The organism is Acidobacteriota bacterium (assembly GCA_022340665.1).
Classification (GTDB): Bacteria; Acidobacteriota; Thermoanaerobaculia; order Thermoanaerobaculales; family Sulfomarinibacteraceae; genus Sulfomarinibacter.
In genome coordinates this window covers 1-23,101 of record JAJDNM010000111.1, presented here as the reverse complement: position 1 = coordinate 23,101, position 23,101 = coordinate 1, and the positions used below count along the sequence as shown (strand labels likewise).

Genomic DNA, 23,101 nt, shown 5'->3' with positions numbered 1-23,101 from the left:
ACCGCTTCGTGCCGGCGCGCAGCCCGCGCGATCTCCGCGGTCACCATCGTCGCTCGAACGGGGTCATGACCTCAGTGGTGGTGAACCACGCATCGTGTCCTTCGACCGCGACAGTAACATCCGGAATACGCAAGGGCCGGGAAGACTGAAAGCTGCACGCAAGCTGTGACGTCCTTAGCCAATCTTAGCACCGGCTCTCGGCCGCCTCGGTTCTGTTCGACCTTTCGCGGCGGACAGTTCGGCCCGGGCTGGCGCGCGATCGCTCCCCAGAGCACCCTCGAGGATCGGGCTCGAAAGTGCCTCTCGCGTCGGCTGGGCGCGCTCAAGCCGAATAGATGCCCTCGATGATCTCCGCGAAGCGCTCGTTGACGATACTCCGTTTGACCTTGAGGGTCGGTGTCAGAAAGCCGTTTTCGATCGTCAGGGCCTCTGGAAGCAGGCGGAACTCGCGAATTTGTTCGTAGCGCGCGAGCTCGGCGTTGACCGCGTCCACCGCCTCCTGGAAGACCGCGGTCACTTCGGGCTTGCCGAGCAGATCCTCGATCCCGTCAAACGTCACGTCGTGCTCCGCCGCCCAGAGCTCGAGTTGCTCGAAGTCGGGAGAGATGAGAATCGAAATGAAATTACGCCGCTCACCAACGAGTACCGCGACATCGACCAGGTGCGACTGTTTGAGGCGGCTCTCGATCGGCTGAGGGGCCACGTTCTTGCCGCCCGAGGTGACGATGAGGTCCTTCTTGCGATCGATGATCCTGAGGTACCCATCGTCATCCATCTCGCCGATGTCACCGGTTCGCAGGTAGCCGCCTTCGTCGAAGGCCTCGGCGGTCTGCTCAGGCTTGTTCCAGTAACCCATCATCACACTCGGGCCCTTGACCAGCACCTCGCCGTCCTCGGCCAGCTTGACTTCGAGATTCTTCAGAGGCTGTCCGAGCCATCCGCGTCGGACTTTCCCGGGTTCGACGCTGCCGACCACTACGCACGGAGACGTCTCGGTGAGACCGTAGGCGTCAGACATCGGAATTCCGAGAGCGTGAAAGAAATCGGAAACATAAGAAGGCAGCTCCGCGGCACCTGTGATGCACAACCGAACCCGTCCACCGAGCCTGTCTCGGATCTTCGAGAGCACCAGCCTGTCCGCCAGAGCGTGCCGGTACCTCAGGCCCGACCCGGGCGCGTGACCCGCAATTCGGCAATCGTTTGCCGCCTCACCCACTCGGAGAGCCCAACTGAAGAGCTTGCGTTTGACCGGTGACGATGCCCCGACCATCTCGATGACTTTCTGATAGACCTTTTCGTACACCCGAGGTGCCGCGAAGAAAACCGTCGGAGCGATCTTGGCGAACAACCCACCGACATGCGCGACCGTGCAGTAGGCCTTGGACATGGCGTGTTGCATGTAGCAGTAGCCGGCCAGCCGCTCTGCCGTGTGGCACAGCGGCAGGAACTCCAGGGCGAGATCGGTTTGGTCTCCGAGTAGCCTCTGATTCGTGAATATGACGTTCTGAGTCAGATTTTGATGACTCAGCATCACTCCCTTGGGATCGCCGGTGGTACCGGAGGTGTAGATGATCGTCGCCAGGTTCATTTCGTCGATCTTCGCGGCTCGATCCCAGAATTTCTCCTCCGACGCACCCGTGCCAGCTCGACACAGCTCGTCGAATTCGAGGACTTCACCCGCGGGATCCCCTTCGATCTGCACGAGGTGGCGCAGATCCGGACAGTCACCCCGAATCTCGACGAACTTGGCCATGTGGACACCATTCTCCGCGATGGCGACCCGGGCGCCGGAATCTCTGACCTGATACGCGAGTTGGGCGGGGGTCAGGGTCTGGTAAACCGGCACGTCGACCGCCCCGAGATCGAGCACAGCGAGGTCGACCATGTGCCACTCGGGCCGATTGTCAGACAGCAATACGACGCGATCACCGGCTTCGACTCCGAGGTCGGCAAATGATTCGGCCAGAGCACAGGTCCGGCGAAAGAATTCCTCGGTCGAAAGAGCCCTCCGACCTAAAGGTGTCCAGTGCGCATAGTGCTCGGGACGCGGCGCATCCACTTCGTGGCGGTAGATGTCCAGCACAGTGCGGTCGGCCATGGCCCCCTCTCCGATCGTTTGTCCGGATGGTAGCACCGCAGAGGAATTCTGAGTTTTGAGTTTTAAGTTTTGAGTTTTGAATTCCCCTCCGCCCCCCGGCACCTCGGGAGGGTGGGCGGAAAATCCGAAATCCGAAATCCGAAATCCGAATTCGACACCCGAGAGTTTGTCGGCCAGACGGTTCAGCTGCCGTCAATCGAGATGCGCCCGATCGGAGTCCCCCATCTCCACGTCGCCATCCGGAAAATACTCGGACCAGCGGCGGGTCACGAGATCAGCAGTCTCGGGATCGCAGAAGAGCTCATCCGGATACGGCGGTTTCGTCCGAGCATCGATCACGATCGGCGGCGTGTAGGAGAGGTGATGGCGTTTTACTTCGACGTTCGCGGCATGGATGTCCGCTGCCGGCTCGAAGCGTGTGAAGGTGCTCCAGAGGAAGTTGATCGAGCTCGCGGCTGCGCGAACCGGCTCGTCCGTCAAGACCACCAGTGGCCAGTCGGTGAAGGCGGGATGGATGGCGATACGCAATGGGGCATCGGGCTCGTCACTGTATTTCGGACCTCCGACCACCAGGCAGCCGCGGCAGAATGCCTGGACCTCCCGAACTCCGCGCGGCAGCTCGGACGCCGCAAACTCTCCTGGCAGGGCACGAACAGGATCGCCCAGACCTAGCATGACGCCCTTCGATCCGAGATTGACCTCCGGCCCGGTGTAGTCGAGCGTGTCCATCGAGACATTCGAAAACACGTAAAGATCTGTCTCGGGCCGCGTCCGCTCGAGAACATGCTCGAGGGTCCGCGGGAACTCCCTGAGGTCTACCGGTCGGTCCGTCACGAGGAGGAACTTGGTCAGGCCGAGCTGCCCCTCACCGAGGATCCGGAATGCCGAAGCCATTGCCTCCCGCCGGTATCTCTGGCGAACCACCGCGGCCGCGAGAGAGTGGTACCCGGTTTCACCGTACGACCACAACGCTTCAACTGCGGGCATAACCAGGGGAAACAACGGAGAAAGGAGTTCCTGTAGCAGATCGCCGATGAAGAAATCTTCTTGGCGCGGCTTTCCGACCACAGTCGCCGGATAGATGGCATCGCGCCGGTGGCTCAGGTGGTTGACTCGAAAAACCGGATAATCGTGCTGCAGGGAGTAATAGCCGTAATGGTCGCCGAAGGGCCCCTCCGGCATCCGTTCTTCGGCTGGCACAACCCCACTGAGAGCGAACTCTGCATCGGCCAGAAGTGGATGAGGTCCCGGCCCTCCACACCGACGCAAACGACGCCCGGCGAGCAACGAGGCGAGGATCAACTCCGGAACATTCTCCGGCAGCGGCGCCACCGCGGCGAGGATCAGTGCCGGCGGCCCGCCAAGGAAGACCGTCACCGGCAGGTCGTCCCCCCGCGAGACGGCGCGTGCATGGTGGAAGCCGCCGCCCTTGCCGATCTGCCAATGCATACCCGTGGTCCGGCGATCGTGTAGCTGCATCCGGTACATCCCGAGGTTGTGGCCGGCCCCCTCGGGATCTTCGGTGTAGACCAGCGGAAGAGTCAGGAAAGGACCACCATCGTCGGGCCACGAGGTGATGACAGGCAATCCACTGAGGTCGATCTCCCGGTTTTCGACCTCCCTCACCGGACCACTTCTGGTCGATGTCGTTCCAAGCTTCAGACCTGCCGCCACCAGGTCCCTCGCCGCCCAAAGCGAACCGATTCCGGGTGGAAGAGACCGCTGCAGAAATTCCACGGTCCGACGGACGAGTCGAGCCGGCCGGCGACCGAAAGCTACCTCCGCACGTTTCGCGGTGCCGAAAAGGTTGGTGACGAGCGGGAAATCGCTGCCCTCGACGTTGGCGAAGAGAAGGGCGGGGCCGCCGGCCGCGATCACCCGCCGATGGATTTCCGCCACCTCGAGGCGAGCTCTGACGGGTGCCTCGATGGTCCTCAGTTCCGCCTCCCGCTGGAGGTGGTCCAAGAATCCCCTCAGATCTCTGAATAGCGCGTCATCCACCCACGGAACATAGCATTCCGGCCGAACGAGTCGCCCGAAACCGCCAAAATGTTCCCTCGACAGGATAAGAGGTACAATAAAAGGACGAGGGCGCACGCCGTGTTGTCTACTTGCGCAACAAGGGGAGGTCGAGGTCCCGCTACCTGGGATCGGTTTTGGATGACTCGATCATGAGCAGCTTCGAATCGTCAATCGTCGATTTGGGTGAGGAGAGGTTTCCCCATTTCGAACGCTTGTTGACGAGCATTTCCCACCATTTTCTGCGTCTCGAGGCTCAGAACCTGGAGGTTGGGATCGTCGGTGCTCTTCGGAGCATTTGCGAAGCAACCGGAGCGGATCGCGGAGCGTTGCTCGAAATCACGTCCAACGGATCGAAGAAGATCGCCTCCGCGCACACGTTCTCAGAAGACGAAGTCTCCTGGAAGCCGAACGGAATCAAAGGCCAGCCGACCGATCAGATGAGTTGGCTTGCCGAACGTCTCGCGCGTCGCGAGACAGTCCACCTTTCTGCCTCGGACGAATTCCCCTCCGAAGCAGAGGCCGAGCGACGATTCTTCGAGGAGCAACGACTGCAATCGGTCGTCTGCGTCCCGTTGGTTTCGGACGGCGAACTGCAGGCCATGACCTGCTTCGGCGCTACCAGGCAGAAACAGGATTGGAAGCCCGCTCATATCGATTTCTTTCACGGCGCCACCGAAATCCTCGGTTCAGCGATTTATCGCCTGCGCACCGAGCTCGAGCTCGCTGCCAGCCGCGAATGGCTCGAGCTCGCCCATCGCGCCGGCCACAGCACAGCATGGGAATGGGTTCCCGAGGACGACTCGCTCACCTTCTCGAACAGCACGGCAGAGGTGTTCGGCGTGCCAGCGAGCATTCTTCCGAAGACCGGAGCGGAGCTGCTGGAATTCATTCCGGTAGCGGACCACCATCTCATCTCGAGTACCTTCAGCAAGGTCTTCTCGACCGGGAAACCGTACGAAATCGAACACCGTTTCGAGATCCCTGGAAAGGGAACCGTGTGGGCACTGGTTCGTGGCCTTGTCCAGAGGGACGCTGACGGACGGATAGAAAAAGTCGTTGGCGTTTCGGCCGACATCACGAAGAGGAAGCTTGCCGAACACGAGCTCCAGCGCGAAAAGGAGCATGCGCAGGTCACGCTCTCGTCGATCAGTGACGGGGTGGCGAGGACCGATGCGGCTGGGCGAATCGATTTCCTCAACCCGACGGCCGAGCGCCTCCTGGGCATTCGACTCCCGCAGGTGAGGGGACAGATGCTCTCGAGGTTTTATCGGAGCATCGCACCCGAGACCAGAACACCGAAGCCCAACGTCGTCGAGCAATGCCTGTCATCGCGTCACGTTCTCGAGCCTGCAGAGGCCTCGCTCCTGGTTCTCGAGGACGGATCGGAGCTTGCTGTCCGGGAGAGCGCAGCGCCCATAGTCGCCGAAAACGGGGACCTGGTGGGAGCGGTGCTGGTGTTCACCAACGTCACGCAGCTCCGAACCCTTCAGCGCCGGATGGAACATCTCGCGACCCACGATCCATTGACCGGCCTGATCAATCGGCGGGAGTTCGAATCCCGGCTTGGGGAAGCCATCACGGACGCCGCCAACAGCTTTCGCCAGCACATTCTCTGCTATCTCGATCTCGACGAGTTCAAGGTCGTCAACGACACCTGCGGCCATGGCGCTGGGGACGAGCTCCTGCGCCAGCTCACCTCTGTACTCAGCGCGGTCATTCCGAGTGGCGCCACCCTCGCTCGCCTCGGTGGAGATGAGTTTGGCATCCTGTTCACGAATTGCGACCCGGATGAGGCGGGTGAACACGCCCAGACCATGATCGATGCGGTTCGGCAGTATCGTTTTCAATGGGAGGATCAGATCTTCGAGGTTGCCGCCAGCATTGGTATGGTTCCGGTCGTCGGCGGCAACGGGAATCTGTCTGAGCTCTTGAGCGCAGCGGATTCCGCGTGCTACGTCGCCAAGGACAGGGGCCGAAACGAGATCCACATCACCCGTGTTGACGATTCGGCAGTGCGGGTCCGTCACACCGAAATGCGGTGGGTGGAGAAGATCAACCGAGCGCTCCACGAGAACCGCTTCGAGTTGTTCGTGCAGCGAATTCGACCGCTCCAGAATCCCGATTCACCACATTTCAACGAGCTGTTGCTGCGTCTCGTCGACGTCGAGGGCAAGATCGTTGCACCGACTCAATTCATTACCGCCGCAGAACGGTATCGGATGATGCCCGCGATCGATCTCTGGGTTGTCGGCGCGGCGCTCGAAGCCATCAGCTCAGCTGACATCGCACGTGAATCCAAAACCAGGTTCACCATCAACCTCTCTGGCCAGAGCTTCGCCAACACCGAGCTCAAGAATCTCATACTCGGTCAGTTTGACCGTCTGCAGATCGCTCCGGAGACTGTTCTTTTCGAGATTACCGAAACGGCAGCGATCTCCAACCTCGCGGACGCTCTCGAGTTCATGAGGGTTCTTCGCCGACGAGGGTGTCAATTCATCCTCGATGACTTCGGCAGCGGTCTTTCGTCCTTTCGTTATCTCCGGAATCTCGACATCGATTTCCTCAAAATTGACGGAGGGCTAGTTCGGGAGATCGCTCGTGATCCCATTCAGCGCGAGATGGTTGCGGCAATTCATCGCATCGGCGAGTCGATGGGGATTCAGACGATCGGCGAATGGGTCGAGAACCCCGAGATCGAAAAGGTCCTGAAAGAGATCGGCGTCGACTATGGGCAGGGCTGGGGCATCGCATACCCCGAGCCGCTCAAAATATAGCCTGCCTTTTCTCATTGCTTGAGACATGCCGCATTGCGGCATTCTTCCACAATCACAAACCCTTTGCATCGCGCATGTATCGAACTGCAGTTTTTCAACAGAGAATTCCTCAGAAATGCATATTCATCAGTATTTTGCACGCTTCATTTGAATATCGGGATCCAGAGAATGCCTTGACACGGTTGGCGCACGGCGGTATATCTTCTGTGAACGCCGCAGGGCGGCAATTTGCCGCTCAGTAATCCTGCGGAACTGAGGTGAGCTCATGATCAGATTGATCAAACGGTACGGCAGCAGAAAGCTCTACGATACCGAGGAAAGCCGCTACGTCTCGCTCGACGAGCTGGCAGGATGGATTCGGGCAGGACAACAAATTCGGGTCATCGACAACAAGACCTCGGATGACGTCACCTCCCAGACCCTGACCCAGATCATCTCGGAAGAAGGTCGAAAGGGCACCGCATTGCTCCCCAATGAGCTCCTGCACGAACTGATCAGGATCGGCGAACAGGCCGTTTCCTCTGGAGTCGAGCAGCTCCAAAATCGGATGGACAGGTTGGTGCAGGCATCGATCGACCGCATCGGTCCGGTGCGTCGTGCGAGAGAGGAAATGGTTCGGCTTCGCGAACGCCTCGACGAGCTCGAAAGCTCGCTTGCCGCCATTGACACCAACCGTCAGGCAGTCGTGAAAGATATCTCCGACTCCGAGGATTGACCCTGATCAGCGTCTTCGATCTGTTGGTGGCATTTCGCCACGACCTTGCACAGCCACACCGAAATGAGCACGAGGAGAATCACGCGTGATTGCCTCGCACACAGCCACAGACAAGATTGGGCTCGCCCTCGCCGGCGGCGGTCCGGCGGGGTCGATCTACGAAATTGGAGCGGTGCGCGCCCTCGATGAATCGATCGAAGGACTCGACCTCAATGACCTCCACATCTACGTTGGCGTCAGCGCCGGGGCGTTCATCTCTTCATGCCTCGCCAACAATCTTTCGACTGCACAAATGTGCAGGGCGATCGTCAAACACGAGCCGGGCGAACATCCCTTTGTCCCTGAAAATTTCCTGACGCCAGCCGTCGGCGAGTTGGTTCGTAGTAGCCTCAAGGCCCCGAAATTCCTGGCAGAGGGTCTGTGGCACATGCTCGCCCACCCTGCCGACTCGGGCCTGTTCGAGCCCATGACCCGCTTGTCACGGGCTCTACCAGTCGGTCTGTTCAATAACGACCCGATCCAGGCATATCTCGAGAAGATTTTCAGCAAGCCCGGACGAACCGACGATTTTCGCAAGCTCAGGCGAAAGCTGGTGTTGGTCGCGACCGATCTCGATTCTGGGCGCCCGGTCCGCTTTGGCGAACCGGGGCTCAACCACGTACCAATCTCGAGGGCCGTCCAAGCTTCGACCGCCCTGCCAGGGTTATACCCGCCGGTGATGATCGACGGCCGTCACTACGTGGACGGAGTTCTCCTCAAGACAGTGCACGCTTCAGTCGCCCTCGAAGAAGGTGCTGAGCTCGTTCTCTGCGTCAACCCGATCGTTCCGGTGGATACCATTCGATCGGTCGACGTCGGCGTCATGCGGCGGGGCCGCCTGGTCGATCATGGATTGCCAACGGTGCTGGCGCAGACGTTTCGCACCCTCGTTCACTCCCGTATGGGGGCCGGACTGGCCGCTTACGAAGCTCTATACTCCGACCGCGACGTACTGGTGTTCGAACCTCGCCGGGACGACTACGACATGTTCTTCACGAACGTCTTTTCGTTCTCGAATCGCAAAAAGGTCTGCGAGCACGCCTACCAGAGCATTCGAAACAAACTGTTTCGAAACCGGCACCGCATCGGACCGATTCTCGAACGGCACGGACTTCGCCTTCGTACCGAGGTTCTCCAGCAGGAACGGGATCTGTGGGAGTCGGTCGAGCTCAAGAAACGTCAGCCGTCTACGTCACACCTCAAGGAGCACCTGGACAAGGTCCTGGCGCGGATCGAACACTACGTCGCCGAGCAGTCGTAGGGCCAGCCAGCATATCTCACCGGGTTTCGTGACGAGGCCGGCGAGACGCTGTGACCAGCCGGGTTTTCGATTCTCCGGGCGCGGAGGCGTACACGACGGTATGTCGAGCACCCGGAGACGAGAAAGCACAGCTGGGTGCGGCGGCTCGGCGGCCGCAGTAGACAGCTGGTGAGATATGCAGGCTAGTCCGGCTGAGGGATTCTCAACAGGAGGTCCCTCGCGAGGGCGGCATCGAGTGGTTTGAGGGAAAGATACTCTTCCATCGCACCATCGAAATCTTCGAGGTAGAGCTTGGCGAGCCCGAGGCCGTACAGCGCCCGGATATTGTCCGGTTCCATTTCGATGACCGCTTCGAACGCCTGTGCTGCACCCTGGTAGAGGCCCAAGTGATAGCGAGCGACGCCGAGGCAGAGCAGAGCGCCGCGATCCTCGGGAAGTACAGTCACCGCCTTCCAGCAAGCCTCAGCCGCCTCCTCGTGACGTTCGAGGAGTTCATAGACGACTCCGAGCTCGACCAACGCCTCCCCGAGCGATGGATCACGTACCGCGGCTGCGGCAAACAGCGAGATTGCCTCCTGGTACTTCCCCTCTCCCTTGGCTATCAACCCGAGTGAAAAGAGGGCCTCCGCGTGGCCGGGCTTGATCTCCAATGCTTGCTCGAAATGTTTCCGCGCCGGCTCGAGGCGTCCGAGCGCGGTTTCGGCCGACCCGAGTGCTACGAGCGCCTGAAATCGAAGCTCGCTGGTCGATGCCCGCTCGAGGGCGACACCGAAATGGACGATCGCTTCTTCGTGGTCGCCTTTTTCGGCGGCGACAAACCCCCGTTTGAGGGCGTCCAAGGACGGACTCCTGCCGGGTTCCTGGCCGGTGGTCGACCCCGGCAACCCAGCCCAACCGAGTGCAGTGAAAAGGATGAGTGCTGAAATCGTCATCTCCGCACGTGACATACCGTCCAGCCTCATTGGAACCCCCGTAGCTGCCTTCGAGGAAACCATTCTACCGGCCCAGCTGAAAGATCTCGCCCTCCTGTATCGGCAGTGCAACGAATTCCTCTGGATATCGTATGTGAAATCAGCGATGTAAATCGGATGCGGTTCCGAAATTTCGCTCTCTCTGGAGGAAGAACCCATGGTCCGTCAAATAACTCTTCTGAAGGCCCGGGAAGTTCTCGCAGCCGTCCTGGCGTTAGCCGTATTCTTGCCGGGTTTCGCATTCGGCGCATCAGCCGACACCCCCCGGATAGTTGTCATTGGAGAGGTCCAGAGCGCTGCCAACACCGTCAGGTCGTTCCTCGAGCACGTCGAGCTCATCGACGCCGAGGCCAACTGGACCGGAGGCAACTCAATTCTCATCCAGACGGGCGATTTCATGGATGACGGTGAACACGTTCGTGCAACCCTCGATCTATTCATGCGGTTGCAGAAGGAGGCTGAAGCTGCAGGCGGTCAGGTCATCGTGCTCATGGGAAATCACGAGGCGCTGAACATTATGGGAGATTGCCGATGGGTCAACTACATGGCCTACGAGTCGTTCAAAGGCCCGGACTCCGAACAGCTCCAGCTCGAAGCGTGGGAAGCATGGGTGGCGTGGCGCCAGAAACGGGCGAGTTCGCTCGGTGAGGGTTTCGAACCGACGGCCGAAGTCAAGGCCGAGTGGTTCGCCCTCCACCCCCCGGGCTGGGCGGAATACGCAGAATCGATGCGGCCGGCCGGGGTCTACGGAGCCTGGCTGAGGACACTTCCGGTAGCGGTTGTCATCGACGACGTCCTCTTCGTCCATTCGGGGATCAGTCCTGAGCTTGAAACGATGGGCGTCGAGGAGCTCAACCGTCGGGCCGCGGAGGAGATCAAGTATTTTGACGATCATCGGGAATTCATGGTGACCGCTGGCCTCGGCCTTCCCACGTCGTCGATTCTCGAATTGGTCGAGGTCGTCAAGCAGGAAGTCGAATTTATCAACGGGCTGAAGGCCTCCAAGCGGACCAAAGACAATCCGCGCGTCGCTCAGATGCTCCAGGTGCAAGACCTCAGTAAATGTGGCGACTGGATCATCCTCGACAAGAACGGCCCGTTGTACTTCACTGGTGAAGCGAGGTGGCTGGAGGAAGAGTTCGGCGGGCAGCTGGCGCACATCCTCGACGCCCAGGGCATCAAACGGATAGTGACCGGCCAGTCCGACGGGAAACACCGGCTCGTCCAGTCACGGTTCGACGACCGCGTTGTCCTGACGTCGATCGGTATGTCTGACGACCCATACGCCGGTGGTGGCAAACCGGCCGCCCTCGAGATCTTGAACTACGACTATTTCGTCGTCTCACTTGATGGTAGGGAGCTGCTGATTGATAATTGAGTCGGTTTCAGCAACAGCTCAATTCGGCATAAAAAACCGCGGCGGCCTCGAAGGCCGCCGCGTCGACTGTCGCCCACCTGTCGAGAATTTAGTTGCTGCCCGCCACTAACTCGTCGAGATCCGGGAGTGTGTCCATCTGGGACAGCGCCTTCCCGAAGGTGACAGGATCGATCGAGCCGACGATATTGACCAGCACCACCTCGTCAGCGTCATCGTTGACGAGAACCGTGACGCCGACAATCATACCGCCGCTCTCGCGGGAAAATAGATAGACCTGCTCACCGTCATCCTCGACCCGCACGTTCCGTACCCACCCGGACGCCTCGAGGTTCGCCACCGCCTCCTGCACCCTGAATTCGATGGTCGATGGGTCCAGGGTGCGAGGGTTGCCAACTTGAACCCGAACTCTTTCGAGGCCCGCGATCAAATCGGCCATTTCTCCCTGCTGTCCGTTCATAGAACCGGAGACAGCCTGCAGCAACGCGCCCTGCAGGTCGACATCCACTTCGAGCTCGTCCCGGGCAAAGATACCCATTTCCTCGATCGAGTAGTAGCCCGGGTGGTCCGCTCCAACCTGTGCTGCGGCGCCCGTACTGAGCGTCAGGCAGAGCCCTATCAACACACCGATTTTCTTCATCTTCAACTCCCTTTCTGGTTAGGCGACGGCGAGAAGGTCGGCGCTACAGACGCGTCTCTACCACCGTCAAGAAGATCCAACGTATGCATGAAATCTCGCGCCCTCTCGGCCACTACACCGTCAACAATCACTCTCCGTCTCACCTCGAACTCGGCGCGGCGGGTGGCGCTGTTCACGACCGCCAGGGCGATGCGGGTCTGCTGAACAGCCTGTTCGATTTCTCTATCCGAGAACTGAGGTTGGTTGGGACTCTTCCGGGGAATGACGAGAATTACCATCACAGCGACGGCCACGGCCACAGCCACCGCGGCGGGCAGCGGGCGGAAAAGCGGGCCCTGGCGCACGCCCGAGAGCCCCACCGTCGGCCACGCCCGCGTTTTGCGGCGCACCGCGGCAGCCACTGATTCCGGCAGATCAACCTCCGGAAGGGAGCGCAGCTGCGACGCAACGCTGGCGGCCAACTCCCGCTCCTCCCTGCAGTCAACGCACGACTCCAGATGAGCCGTCAGCCGTGCCTCGTCTGTGGCATCCAACTCGTCGTCAACCCACGCGTCGACCAATTCACGGAACTCCGAGCAATCGACGGGGTCAACATGCTGCGACATGGTCGTGCACCTCCCTCAGCTCTTCCCGCAACCTGCGGCGCCCGCGGTGGAGCGTGACTCGGACGTTGCTCTCGGAGATGTCGAGAGCCTGGCTGATTTCGCGGTAGGACAAACCCTGGATTTCTCGGAGTATGACGACGCAGCGTTGCGCCTCCGGGAGCATCCCGAGGGCTCTGACTATCCGTCCGCCGAGCTGTGACATTCCTGCCAAACGTTCGGGGTCCGCTGCCGAGTCCTGTGGTTCGAGATTGACGCTATCGGAGATCGACTCGGTATTCCCCGATCTTCGGCGGCTCTTCCGCATTTCGTCGAAGCACGCATTCTTCGTGACCCGGGCGAGCCAGCCCCCGATCCTCTCCGGGGCCACCTCGTGCCCTCTCCGCCAGAACCGGATCAACACTTCCTGGGTCACGTCCTCCGCCTCCTCTTGATCTGCGAGCAGATACAACGCGAGCGTGAACACCCGTCGTCCGTGAGTCGCCACTGCGGCGTCGAAATCCGGTCGCCTCATCCGCATGAAAAGACGGTTCCCCACCGCGAATAGTTACACGTCTCGCTTGAAACTGTCCGCCAAATATTGCGTATCGCCGACATGAACAGCTGAACGGGAAGGAGCGGATTGTGGCAGGAGCAGCAGCGGTTCGGATGATCTCGGTGAGTCTGTTGACTGCGGCGTTTGCCTGCGGCGTGTCACAAACTCCGACAACCCCCAGGGTGGACACCAGCAAGATCCCGATGACGACCTCCTCGGAACTGGCGCGCGACGCCTTTTTGAAAGGACGCTGGCTGTTCGACAATCTTCGCGTCACAGACGCTCACGAGTACTTCCTGAAGGCGGTCGAAGCAGATCCCCAATTCGCCCTTGCCCACCTGCGAGTTGCAAACACCGCAGCCACCAACCAGGAGTTCTTCGAGGCGTTGCGGCGTGCGATCGAACATAGTGGCAATGCGAGCGGCGGAGAGAGACTGCTGATCGGCGCATTCGAGGCGGCAGTGGCCGGAGATCCCGAAACCCAGCAGGCCAAGCTCGAAGCTCTCGTTGCATTATTCCCGAACGACGAACGGGCGCACAACGCGATCGGGAACTTCTTCTTTTTCAACCAGCAGGATTACGAGCGTGCGATTTCTGCCTTCAAGGCTGCAATCGAGGTCAATCCGGAATTTGCCCAGCCGTACAACCAGCTCGGCTATGCCCTTCGGTTCATCGGTGATTTCGAGGGGGCCGAGAAGGCTTTCCAGCGATACGCCGAGCTCATTCCGGACCAGCCCAACCCTTATGATTCGTACGCCGAACTGCTGATGAGGATGGGCCGTTTCGAAGAGTCTATCGAGCGCTACAAAAAGGCGCTTGCGATTGAACCCACTTTTATCGCCTCGTACATCGGAATCGGCAATGACCAAATTTTCATGGGCCTGTTCGAAGATGCACGTTCCACATTCACAGGTATCGAAGACATCGCTCGCAACGACGCAGAGCGCCGCCAAGCCTGCACATGGAGGGCGGCCAGCTATCTGCACGAGGGTGATTTCGAAAACGCGCTTATCGAAATCGACAGGCGATACGACATCGCAGCCGAAACCGATGATCGGACCGCCATGTCGGCCGATCTCAACACCACTGCCAACATTCTGCTTTTTTCCGGCCGGATCGATGAAGCGGCGGAGACATACGATTTGCAGCTCGAAATGATGCAGAGCTCAGACGCAATTGACGAGATCAAGGAGGGTACCGTACGAAACCGGAAGTGGGATCTCGCTCGAGTTGCGCTCGCCGAATTCGACCTCGCGACAGCGTCCGAACTCGCCAGCGAGTATCGCCAGCAGGTCGCCGAACACAATATCCGATTCGAAGTCCAGCGCACGCACGAACTCGAAGGAATGATCGCTCTGGCCGAAGGCAACTTCGCGGAAGCGTTGGAACAGTTCGAGCAGGCCAACCAACAGAACCCGCAGGTCTGGCTGCTCAAGGCCCGCGCCTACGCCGCAACCGGTGACAGTGTAAACGGGCGATCTGCATGCGAACACGTCGTTCATTTCAATCAGATCAATTTCAATCTGGCGTACGTTCGCAAAACCGCTCGCGGATTACTTGAAACGTTTTGAGAATGGGCTCAAGACCGATTCGAGCCCGCCGTTCGTCGGCGGAGGAGAAACGCGACACGGAAAGGGATAGGCCGTGAATTGCTTCCGAAGGATCGCCGCAACCGCAGCACTGGCATTGACCGCGACTTTCGGTGTTTCGTTCTCTCAAGATCCGGTGGTGAACTCGTTGGGAATCGATCCAACGGGTCTCCCGAAAAAAATCGAGGACTTCAACGGCGTTCGGAGCGGGATCTTCGAGGACGGCCGATTGTTGATCGGCGGCCAGCCGGACGAGGACGCGTTGCACCGACTTCGCGAGCTTGGCGTCACCGTAATCGTCAATCTGCGCACTTCTAGCGAGATGGACGACCGCGACCGGGTCCCGTTTGATGAGGCCGAAATCGTTCGCGACCTGGGCATGAAATACATCCACATTCCGCTCGGCGGCGAAGACCACCCCTACACCGCGGAGGCGGTCAAGCAATTCGCCGTCGCGCTCGAGGAAAACCCCGGGCGGATCTTCCTGCACTGTACGGTAGCCTGGCGAGCGAGTTACCTTTGGACCGCCTATCTCATCCTCTATCAGGATTTCGATCTTGCCGCCGCGCTCGACCGCGGCGAAGCGATCGCCATCAGCCCACCGCCATTGCAGGGTCTCCTGGGAAAACCGCTCACCCTTGTCTTTGAAGAGTGAACTCCTAAACAAAAGCCAATTTGCGCTAGTATGGAATAGCGAGGAGTTGAAGCCCCGACATCCCGTATCGGCATTCGGAAAACGGATCGGACGTGGGTTTTCCCAGCCCTTTTCGTATGCCCGACAGACCCGGGTACGGGGTTTGGCTCGCGAACTCAAGAGTCTGGGGAGGACGTTGGTGAGCGAGGGACCTGCCGTCACCGGATACGAGGAGGAACGGTTAATCCTCAAACGGTACCTGTCGGACGAGATTGCGCCCATGATTTTCGCCGACAGCGCGTCGGAGCTGTTCGAGGTCCCTGCGCAGGTAGCCGCGCACGAGATCCACTCCTGGCTCGGAGACCAGATCAGGGGCGCCAGCAATATGACGCCTTCGGACCTTCTCTATCACGCCGCAAGCAAGCTCCACCAACTCGGCATTCTCGAACTCATCCCTCAAGAAGAGGTCGCCCAGTTCCTCGATAAATTGAGGCCATTCTTGATCGAGCTTTGTCCCGCCGAGCAACGGTTTGGCTTTGAGGAAAAACTCAACCTCCTCGAGCGAAGCACCGGAATGGGGGGCGGCAAGGTCGAGGTGCTGCAAAAAAAGGGCGGTCCCGGAGCCGGGATGGGCGGCGGGGTAGCCGTCCCTGCCGGACACGTCGTCGTCCCCGCCGGTGGCACAGCGGCAGCGGGCGGCCAGGTCGGAGTGCCAGGTGCACCGACAGGAGGAACTGCCACACCTGGGGGTCAAGGTGGAGTGCCACAGGGTGCCGCCGGCGGTCCCGTCGGCACAGCCGGAGCCGCGGTTCCGGCGACAACCGTAGGAGCAGGTGCTTCCGCGGCAGATGCTCTCGCTCTGCACCGGGTCAACCTGATGCTGGACCAGCTGCAACGGGTGGCGATTCGCGGTGGTTCATCAGAGGCCGGGGCCTCAGAGGTCAACCAGAAGGCGGTGCTCGGCCACGTGGTCGAACAGTTCGCCTCCCAGGCGCGAAGTTCGAAGGAGCTCGAGGCTCAACTCGGCTATCTCAACGACATCGGAATCGAGAATCTCGGCGAAGAACTGTTCAAACATTTGAGTGAGGGCCTTCCCGACTGGGCACCGCCGTCACACGAAGACGTCGGCGAAAAGGAACTCCCGACCGGCGCAACCCGCGCGATGCGCAAAGTGGTCAATCTCTCCGAGGACTCCGAAGAGCTCCTGAAACGATTCAGAGAGATGGTGAGCGTCGCGATCGAGGAGTTCAACTCCGGCTCACTCGGCCGTGCCGTCACGCTGCTCGATCTCGCCGAGAGGATGATCGATCAGGGTGAGGTCGATGCCACCACCGCCACCACCGTAGCCAGAGGAAGCTTCCCGGAGCTCGACTTCGACCTCGTGGCAGAGACCGCGGACGACCCGGACAAGAGGCTCCTGCTCCACCGGCTCATGAGGTTTTTTCCGAAGCTGCGGGTCAGGCAGTTGCTCGAGGATCTCAAGGACGAGACCGACCGGGAGAAACGCCTGCAGCTGACAAAGCTCCTTCGCGCGCACGGAAATGAGGCGAGGGATGTCGCGGTGGAAGTGCTCGAGGAATCCCTCAACGGCGAACCACGTCTCCCCTGGCACGTCGAGCGGGTCCTCGTGTATCTGATGAAGGCGATTCGGCGCACAGACGACGACACCGTCGACCACGAGATCGACCTGCTGATCAGAGCGTCGGATCTCGGCGGCTCCATACCGTTGGTGCGAGAGGCCATCGCCACCCTCGTGCAACTCGATCATCCACGCGCGTACACAGCGCTGGCCGCTCGCGTCAGCGATATCGAAGACGTCATGCTGGGAGATTCGGAATTCACCGTCGACGCCAAGGAAATTCGCTGGTTGCTCAGCAATGCGATCAAGCTCCTGTCCCAGAGCGAGAGCGACGAAGCCCGCTCGATCGTCGTGGGCCACGGCCTCAGGGACAAACCGGGGCTCGGAGACACCTTCGCGCGGTTGGTGACCCTGGGCCATTACGACCTGTCGAACACCCCGGAGCAGCTCAACCGGTTGCTCGACGCAATCCAGAAAGAGCTGCCCAGGAAGTTCCTCGGGGTCTCGGTCAAAAACCAGCGAAAGGCGCAGATCCTGGAGTACCTCATAGCAGCCGTATCCGGAAGTAATTCGCCAGAAGTGCACACCGTCCTGGGCGACGTGATCAGGCAGTTCCCCGACCAGCCGTTTGCCCAGGCGGCGAACGACGCACTGGCGAAAATGGGCCAGCCGGCGCCTAAGCCACGCAAAGATCCTGATACGGATGATTCGGTGACACTCTCAGGCGACCTCACCCTCTTCGGTCTTCCGGGTGTCCTCCAGAACCTCTCTGACGCCGGGGTCACCGGAGCGGTGAAGATCCTCGACGTTGCCGGCGAAGAATTGGCTGAGATTCATCTTGCCGAAGGCACCATGATCACAGCAAAGGCGGGAGAGCTGAGCGACGATACCGCTGTCTACCAACTGCTCGAGCGGCCGATCGAAGGTCGCTTCGTATTCGTCAATCAAGAACTTACCGAAGAGGACGATTCACCGAAGCAGGGTTCGATGATGGCGACGATGTCGCTGCTCCTCGAGGGCATGCGGCGATACGACGAATTCAACCGCGCGTTGGCGTTGGTACCCGACGCCGCTTGTTTCAAGTCGACCGGCAAGAAGCCGACGGATGTCAAAGAGGACGCGGACAAAAAGCTCGCTAAAGAGGTCTGGTCCAGGGCCGCCAATGGCGTATCGCCGATGGACTGTGAACGAGAAATCCCGCTCGACTGCTTCCGAATCCGGCGCCTTTACGAGCACTGGGTGACAGAGGGGTCTCTGGCGCCGATCGATGGAACTGCCGGCGACCCGTCAGCGCCGTCCGAGGAAGGCTGACCACCCATCCACTAGCGGTTCGAGCCATCTGAGCCTGTAGGTCGGATATACTCCCTGTCATGGAAAGGGATAGAGTCTCCTGGGACCGGTATTTCATGAATCTCGCAGTGCAGGCGGCGACCCGCTCGACCTGCCCGCGAAAAAAAGTCGGAGCGGTGATCGTCCGCGACAAGACGGTGCTTTCGACCGGGTACAACGGATCGATTCGTGGCGCACCACATTGCACCGACGTCGGTTGCCTGATGGAAGACGACCACTGCGTCCGAACTGTGCACGCCGAGGCGAATGCGATCGTCCAGGCGGCACGAAACGGTATTCGTCTCGAAGACGCGCACATCTACGTCACTGCGTCGCCCTGCTTCAGTTGTTTCAAACTGATCGTGAACGCCGGAATTCGAGTTGTCCACTTTGGCGAGTTCTACCGCGACGAGCGCGTGAAAGAGTTCGCCGACGAACTCGGCATCGGTTTGAAGCACACTGGGCTCGAGGACGGATGATCGCCGTCGACCTCGATCAGGTCACAATCCCCCTCGTCTGGCCCGACATTTTCGGACGCTCGGCTCCCACCGATGTCGAGATCGGTTCGGGCAAGGGGAAGTTCCTCAACGAGTGGGCGTCTGCGCACCCGGAGCGCAACGTGCTGGCGGTAGAAAGGTCGGCCAAGTACTACCGGTTGTGCTGCGATCGGGCTTCCCGGCGAGGGCTTGAGAATGTCCGGCTCATTCGCACCACCGGTGAGGATCTGCTGTACCGGCTCCTGCCGGAGGATTCGGTGGATTCCTTCTTCGTGCTGTTTCCGGATCCGTGGCCGAAGAAACGCCACCACAAACGGCGGTTTTTCACGCCGGCGAACCTGGTCGAGATGCGCAGAGCTCTCGTGCCTGGCGGCCGCCTTTTCGTCAAGTCCGATCACGAAGCGTACTCCGGGGTGATCGCGGAGACACTCGATGCGGCAACCGGCTTCTCAATTCTCGATCCCGCAGAGAGTTTCGCCGATTTGCCGGTGACCGGCTTCGAGCAGAAGTACCTCGCGGACGGCCGTCCCATTCGCGCCTTCGCGCTCGAAAAGAGGGCGTAATCTCAGCTACCGGACGGATCCCACTGCACGGCTTGCGCCGGAATCCGCACCGAGAATCGTGAACCCACTAGCGAACGAGTCTGCCGCTCACTGATGAGCCGTCCGACAACGTGAGATGCCAACCGATCAACGCACGTGTTCTGGTTGAGGGCAACCGCACCGAACCGCTGTCCAGATGTTCGCCCGGACCGAGATAGACCTCTGTGAACCGAACCGCGTTGAATCGGTCGAGATCGCTCTCGCGCCACTCACCGTTGACTGAATTCCCGAGCCTCAGTCCGTCGAATGACCCTGAATCGCGGGCCTGGATCCACCCATCTTCCACCGAAACCTGTACCCAGTTCCCATGATTGGTCACCGCGGTCACGAAGGGCCCTGTGTTGGCGAGAAAAACACGGAGATTCCGTCCATCGCGCTCCGCTCTGATTTCAATCGACGGCTCCGGACCTTCTCCCTCCAGGTAGCGCAGCAGAGTGTCCCGACCCAGCCCCAAGCTCCTTTCCTCCGGGGGAAGAGAGACCAGGTCCCACCCAGCAACCTCGGGCATCGCCAGACGGTGAATCTCCTTCAACGCAGCTTGCAGCTTGGCGGCATCCACCCATCTCAGAGCCAGTGTGTCCCCGGGCTTCCAGCTCCGTCCGCTCCAGGTCAGTGCACGGTCGAATGTGAAGGTACGATCGAGGATCGACGCCGTCGACACGGTGGCGACTTCGGTGAGGGGATCGAGATCATCACCGGGCCCTTCAATTGCAGGATCGGTTCTGGGTGACAACACCACCGCGAGGCGCACCCTTACGTCGACACCAACCAGGGGTTCGAGCTTTTCAGAGAGCGGAAGCGGGTCGAGGTCGCCGATCCCACGCAGATCGGCACCATCCGAACCGAACGCCGGAATGACGACGGTCCGGGCGACCGAAGCCAGGCGCAGACCATCCTCTTCCTGGAGCTGTTCGAAGCTCAGCAACGGCACGACCGAAACCCCGGAAACCTCCGTCAGCGATTCAGCGAACTGGTCAAAACCCTCTGACAGGCGGGGGGTATCGAGAATGATCTCTGCCGGAGTCTTTCCTCTGAGCTCGTTGTCGAGTGCTCTCCAGACCGCCTCGGCGGCCGTCTCCCCGAGCCCGGGTCGCGCTCCCTCGACTTCTAGGACGATTCCCACGGGAATTCCGCCTTCGACGTGTGCCGTCGGTGTGAACCGCAGCACCGGAGCTTGGCCAGCCAGATTCAGGCCGCCTATCCGCACCACGATCTCATCCACTCCGGCGGCGCGCATCCTCTCGGAAGTCGCCGCGTCCAATCCATTCTCGTCAACCCACACAGCCGCTCGCCGCGGGGTCGGTGGAACCTCGAGATACGACTGGTCGGCACCGTTACACGCGAAACACAGAGCCGCCACCACTGCGGCCACCAGCACATTTCTCATAGCTAATATTCTACCCGCCGCCTGATCGAGACGGTCCTTCTGCCTCGTTGGCAGGTTCTACCTCTGCAACCGTGCTGGACGCCATAGGGAACTCGAGTCGCACAATCAAACCCCGGTCTCCGCGCGCAGCAGAAACACCACCGTGGCACCGGACCGCAACCTGTTGAACCAAAGCCAACCCGAGTCCACTGCCGGACGTCGTCGAAGAAAAATGGGGCGAAAACAGATCCGGCAACCGCTCTTCAGGCACCCCTCCGCCTGTGTCTTCGATTTCGAAGATCACACGGTCTTTCACTGCTCGCAGGCGCAGCATCACCTTACCCGGTGAATCTCCCAATGCGTCGAGGCTGTTTTGCAGCAGATTCGCGAGTGCTCGGCGAAGCCACTGCCTGTCTCCTGTGACCAGTGCCGGTTTCGATTCGACCTGGTATTCGACTTCGATCCCCCGGCGTTCGAGGACTTCTCCACCGGTCGGCAACTCCTCCACGAGTGCTGCCAGATCCACCGGCTCATGCTCCCATCGTTCGAGAGCGACCAGATTCGAGAATGAGCTGGCCGTATCCCGCAACCTGTTGACCTGGTCCGCTATTTCCCGGCAGGCATCTTCAAGCAACACCGGCAACTCGGGATCCCCTTTCTTCTTCGCGGCCTCCAACTCCTGGATCCAGAGGCGGATCGGCGTCAACGGGTTTTTGACCTCGTGGGCGACAATCCGAGCCATCTGGTTGAGCTGTCGCAGGCGATCTGCCCGAACGAGATCCGTCACGTCATCAACAACCGCGACAAGACCCCGGTCTCCATCCGGAAACGGCACTCCGGCCACGCCGATACGCCATGTCACCTCGCGCCCGGGGATTGGCTGAACCGTCTTCGCAGCCGATCCGCCGATGCTCGCGTCCTCGACCACGGACCGGAGCTGTTCGAGAAAGAGGTCACCATACTCCTCCTGGAACCGATGCGCACTGGGGTTGGCGAAACGTTCGGTTCCATCAGGCTCGAGAACGACCACCGCGGGCTCGAGAGTTTTCAGGGTGATACGTAGCAACTCTTCTTGGTGCCGTAAGCTGAGCTCCCGCTGCTGCACCTCCTCGTTCATCGTCGCCACGGCATCGAGCACCTCGGCAAGATCCGTCTCGCGCGGGCGGCGCAGCTGCTCCACCGGCTCTCCATCAAGCAGGTTGCGAGCTAACGCAACGAGCTCGCGCAGCGACGTGCTCAATCTCTCTTCGACCCTGGATGTCAGGAGCAGAGCGAGAAGCGCGGACAAGGCCGCTCCGGTCAGGAGCCAGTCTACCGCCCCGAGATCGGCGCCCGACAGCATCGGGTCAAAGCGATAGAGATGCAGGAGGAGTCGATTGCCCTGAAGATCGACCGGTCCGGCAGCCACCAGGAGCTCGCGCCAGTTGGTGATCACCGGATCGTCTCTGCCGAGTAGGAACGGTGGGTAGGCCGCAGCCAGCGGAAGCTCGGGCAACACATCCGTCACCATCAGATCAGGCCGTGACACAGCGATGGGCTCAACCCCGTCCCACAGACAGACCTCTCCACCCCAGCCCTCCGCCAACCACCGAGCAAGCTCGTCATCTACCGCGAAACCACCGCCAAGATGCACTGCCGTGTAACGCGCAGCCTGCAACGCATCGAGGCCGCGGGTCTGCTCGAGCTGGATCTCCTGATCGGCGATGCGCTGATGCAGGAACAAGGTCAGGATGGCCAGCGGCAGAACCACCCCCCCGGCCACCAGAAGCTGCAATCTTCCACCAAAGGTCGAGAGGTGTTGGCGGCCGAGAGTCGGCGGAACGGCCAACGCAAATCCCAGGAGGGCCCACAGCATCGCGATAGCGGCGCGAACCACCCAGGTCGAGGCAGAAGGGTGGTTGGCGACGGCAACCACCAACCACTGATCGCGTCGCTCGATCCTCGCGAGCCGACGAGCATCACCGATCTCTACACGCGCCCAACCGCCACCCGCGTGGAATAGCGCACCCGCCGTCTCCGGATCGAGACCTTCGATCTCCGGATGGAGGCTCGCCGCCACCTCTCCGGTCCGAGTCAGGACGGTGTACCAGACTTCTCCCCCACGAGCGCTTTCGATTGGCAATCCTGTGCGCCAATCTCCGAGGTGGCTCCAGGGAGCGGTCGCAATTGAGAGTTCGAGAGAATATGACCCCGGTGGGTCAAGCATCCACAGTCGGAGGGGTCGAACATCGAGACCGGCCGGCGCCAGATCGCCCCATCTCGATACCTCCGCACCGTCACCGTCGACCAGCAGCAGCTGGGACGGCGTCTGCCAGTCAGCGAGGCGCCAGCGCTCGGCGAGCACCGGAGCGAGGTCGGTCAAACGACACTCTTCAGGCGGCACTGGGAGAATTCCCGCGATATCGATTTGTCCCCTCGGCAATGCCACGAATTCTCCTGCCTCGCCCAGCCTCGAAAGCTCCACCGGAACCCG

General features: G+C 60.5%; 17 protein-coding genes. 9 read left to right on the top strand and 8 right to left on the bottom strand.

The window, feature by feature from the left end; genetic code table 11:
* Nucleotides 1-322 precede the first annotated feature (322 nt).
* Entirely contained in the window at nucleotides 323-2,098 is a 1,776-nt protein-coding gene (locus tag LJE93_12790; GenBank protein MCG6949781.1) for a long-chain fatty acid--CoA ligase, read from the bottom strand.
* Between the two features lie 192 nt (nucleotides 2,099-2,290).
* A complete protein-coding gene (locus tag LJE93_12785) occupies nucleotides 2,291-4,099 on the bottom strand; it encodes a UbiD family decarboxylase (protein MCG6949780.1) in 1,809 nt (602 codons plus the stop codon).
* A gap of 170 nt (nucleotides 4,100-4,269) precedes the next feature.
* Between LJE93_12785 and LJE93_12780 the strand changes: the two genes are divergently transcribed.
* The 3 genes from LJE93_12780 (at nucleotide 4,270) to LJE93_12770 (ending at nucleotide 8,909) form a co-directional block, all read left to right on the top strand.
* On the top strand, nucleotides 4,270-6,894 hold the full coding sequence (locus tag LJE93_12780) for an EAL domain-containing protein (GenBank protein MCG6949779.1): 2,625 nt from the start codon (nucleotides 4,270-4,272) through the stop codon (nucleotides 6,892-6,894).
* 265 nt (nucleotides 6,895-7,159) lie between these two features.
* Complete coding sequence (locus tag LJE93_12775; protein ID MCG6949778.1) at nucleotides 7,160-7,609, top strand: polyhydroxyalkanoate synthesis regulator DNA-binding domain-containing protein; 450 nt, start codon at nucleotides 7,160-7,162, stop codon at nucleotides 7,607-7,609.
* Between the two features lie 85 nt (nucleotides 7,610-7,694).
* The gene (locus LJE93_12770; protein MCG6949777.1) at nucleotides 7,695-8,909 is read left to right on the top strand and encodes a patatin-like phospholipase family protein; all 1,215 of its coding nucleotides are present in this window, start codon (nucleotides 7,695-7,697) and stop codon (nucleotides 8,907-8,909) included.
* Between the two features lie 182 nt (nucleotides 8,910-9,091).
* Here LJE93_12770 and LJE93_12765 read toward each other — a convergent pair whose 3' ends face one another.
* Nucleotides 9,092-9,871, bottom strand: coding sequence for a tetratricopeptide repeat protein (locus LJE93_12765; protein ID MCG6949776.1), 780 nt, complete (start codon nucleotides 9,869-9,871; stop codon nucleotides 9,092-9,094).
* Between the two features lie 166 nt (nucleotides 9,872-10,037).
* Here LJE93_12765 and LJE93_12760 point away from each other — a divergent pair, with 166 nt between their 5' ends.
* Nucleotides 10,038-11,258, top strand: a complete 1,221-nt coding sequence (locus tag LJE93_12760; protein MCG6949775.1) for a metallophosphoesterase — start codon at nucleotides 10,038-10,040, stop codon at nucleotides 11,256-11,258.
* An 88-nt stretch (nucleotides 11,259-11,346) separates the two neighbouring features.
* Here LJE93_12760 and LJE93_12755 read toward each other — a convergent pair whose 3' ends face one another.
* Genes LJE93_12755 through LJE93_12745 form a run of 3 tightly spaced genes read right to left on the bottom strand, consistent with a single transcriptional unit; the run spans nucleotide 11,347 to nucleotide 13,017 of the window.
* The gene (locus LJE93_12755; GenBank protein ID MCG6949774.1) at nucleotides 11,347-11,895 is read right to left on the bottom strand and encodes a DUF4252 domain-containing protein; all 549 of its coding nucleotides are present in this window, start codon (nucleotides 11,893-11,895) and stop codon (nucleotides 11,347-11,349) included.
* A gap of 2 nt (nucleotides 11,896-11,897) precedes the next feature.
* Nucleotides 11,898-12,500 (bottom strand): zf-HC2 domain-containing protein, encoded by a 603-nt coding sequence (locus LJE93_12750; protein MCG6949773.1) that lies wholly within the window; start codon nucleotides 12,498-12,500, stop codon nucleotides 11,898-11,900.
* Entirely contained in the window at nucleotides 12,484-13,017 is a 534-nt protein-coding gene (locus LJE93_12745; GenBank protein MCG6949772.1) for an RNA polymerase sigma factor, read from the bottom strand. Before LJE93_12745 ends, LJE93_12750 begins: the two co-directional genes overlap by 17 nt.
* 104 nt (nucleotides 13,018-13,121) lie before the next feature.
* Between LJE93_12745 and LJE93_12740 the strand changes: the two genes are divergently transcribed.
* The 5 genes from LJE93_12740 to trmB all read left to right on the top strand — a co-directional run bounded on the left by LJE93_12740 (nucleotide 13,122) and on the right by trmB (nucleotide 19,223).
* Nucleotides 13,122-14,603 (top strand): tetratricopeptide repeat protein, encoded by a 1,482-nt coding sequence (locus tag LJE93_12740; protein MCG6949771.1) that lies wholly within the window; start codon nucleotides 13,122-13,124, stop codon nucleotides 14,601-14,603.
* 73 nt (nucleotides 14,604-14,676) lie between these two features.
* A complete protein-coding gene (locus LJE93_12735) occupies nucleotides 14,677-15,276 on the top strand; it encodes a hypothetical protein (GenBank protein MCG6949770.1) in 600 nt (199 codons plus the stop codon).
* 178 nt (nucleotides 15,277-15,454) lie between these two features.
* A complete protein-coding gene (locus LJE93_12730) occupies nucleotides 15,455-18,145 on the top strand; it encodes a DUF4388 domain-containing protein (GenBank protein ID MCG6949769.1) in 2,691 nt (896 codons plus the stop codon).
* A gap of 59 nt (nucleotides 18,146-18,204) precedes the next feature.
* Nucleotides 18,205-18,642 carry a cytidine/deoxycytidylate deaminase family protein gene (locus LJE93_12725; GenBank protein MCG6949768.1) on the top strand — a complete coding sequence of 146 codons (438 nt, stop codon included), beginning with the start codon at nucleotides 18,205-18,207 and terminating at the stop codon, nucleotides 18,640-18,642.
* Nucleotides 18,639-19,223, top strand: coding sequence for a tRNA (guanosine(46)-N7)-methyltransferase TrmB (gene trmB / locus LJE93_12720; protein ID MCG6949767.1), 585 nt, complete (start codon nucleotides 18,639-18,641; stop codon nucleotides 19,221-19,223). The genes LJE93_12725 and trmB overlap by 4 nt, the downstream gene beginning before the upstream one ends.
* A gap of 67 nt (nucleotides 19,224-19,290) precedes the next feature.
* Here the strand turns inward: trmB and LJE93_12715 are convergent, their stop codons facing one another.
* Nucleotides 19,291-20,649: a hypothetical protein gene (locus LJE93_12715; GenBank protein MCG6949766.1), complete on the bottom strand. Its 1,359-nt coding sequence runs from the start codon at nucleotides 20,647-20,649 to the stop codon at nucleotides 19,291-19,293.
* A gap of 10 nt (nucleotides 20,650-20,659) precedes the next feature.
* The coding region (locus tag LJE93_12710) for a hypothetical protein (GenBank protein MCG6949765.1) at nucleotides 20,660-23,101 on the bottom strand (2,442 nt) is incomplete at its 5' end.